The organism is Pseudomonas linyingensis (assembly GCF_900109175.1).
In the GTDB taxonomy this organism is placed as follows: Bacteria; Pseudomonadota; Gammaproteobacteria; order Pseudomonadales; family Pseudomonadaceae; genus Geopseudomonas; species Geopseudomonas linyingensis.
Genome location: NZ_FNZE01000041.1, coordinates 1 through 1,246, shown reverse-complemented (window position 1 = coordinate 1,246; position 1,246 = coordinate 1). Strand labels below are relative to the sequence as shown.

Genomic DNA, 1,246 nt, shown 5'->3' with positions numbered 1-1,246 from the left:
TGATCTTGCCCAGTTCCAGTGGACACCCCGTTAAGCGATAAACTGCAACGAGGTGAACCATGGCAAGACAAGCAACCCCGATGAAGCAAACCCGCACCCGTCATTCCCAAGCCTACAAGGACGAAGCACTGGCTTTGGCCGAGCGAATCGGCGTCAGTAAGGCTGCCGAACAGCTCGGCCTCCATGCATCCCAGCTCTACGGCTGGCGGAGCAAGAAGCAGCAGACCCAGACCAGCAGCGAGCGCGAGCAGTCGCTGGCCGACGAGAACGCCCGGCTCAAGCGGCTGCTGGCTGAGCAAGCTGAGGAGCTGGCCATTGTAAAAAAGGCCGCCGCGTACTTTGCCAAAAGCCTCAAGTGAAGTACGCCTTCATGAGAGCGCACGCCGTGCGGTTCCCGGTGAAGAGCATGTGCCGCGTGCTGGGCGTCGCCCGCAGCGGCTTCTACGCCTGGTGTTCACGCAGGACGTCGATGCGCCACCAGCGAAGAGCCGAGTTGGATCGGCAGGTTGCGCAGGCATACAGCGCACGTAAGGGCCGCAGCGGGGCTCCACGGCTGTGCCACGATCTGCGGGAAGCCGGGCTGCCCTGCAATCGCAAGACGGTTGCAGCTTCGATGCAACGCCAAGGACTGCGCGCCAAGGCCGCCAGGAAGTTCAAGGCCACGACCAACTCCCGACACTCGCTGCCAGTGGCAGAGAACCTGCTCGAGCAGGATTTCACAGCAGCAGCGCCGAACCAGAAATGGGTGGGCGACATCACCTACCTGCACACGGAGGAAGGCTGGCTGTATCTGGCAGTGGTCATCGACCTGTACTCACGGATGGTGATCGGCTGGGCCATGGGCGAACGCATGACGGCCGATCTGGTCTGCGATGCTTTACGCATGGCGCTATGGCGGCGCAAGCAGCCCAAGGGGGTGATCGTGCACAGCGACCGTGGCAGCCAGTACTGCTCGGCGGCTTACCAGGAACTGATCCGAGCCCATCACTTGCGATGCAGCATGAGCGCGAAGGGCAACTGCTACGACAATGCCTGTGCGGAGAGCTTCTTCCACAGCCTGAAGGTCGAATGCATCCACGGCGAGCGTTTCATGAGCCGCGCCCAGATGCGTGAAACCGTGTTTGAATACATCGAAACCGACTACAACCGCCAGCGGCGTCACAGCACGTTGGGGCACATCAGCCCGGAGGCCTTCGAGGCCCGGATGAGTGCTTAAACCCGTGTCCACGACTGCTGGGCAAGATCA

At 61.7% G+C, this 1,246-nt stretch carries 1 protein-coding gene; it reads left to right on the top strand.

The genetic code is table 11. The features are described from left to right. Positions 1 to 59: 59 nt before the first annotated feature. Positions 60 to 1,216, top strand: a protein-coding gene (locus BMZ19_RS22010) for an IS3 family transposase (protein ID WP_090313889.1) whose coding sequence is annotated in 2 segments (ribosomal slippage) — positions 60 to 318 and positions 318 to 1,216 — 1,158 coding nt in all. Because the reading frame shifts where the segments join, the coding sequence is not laid out codon by codon here. Positions 1,217 to 1,246: the final 30 nt, after the last annotated feature.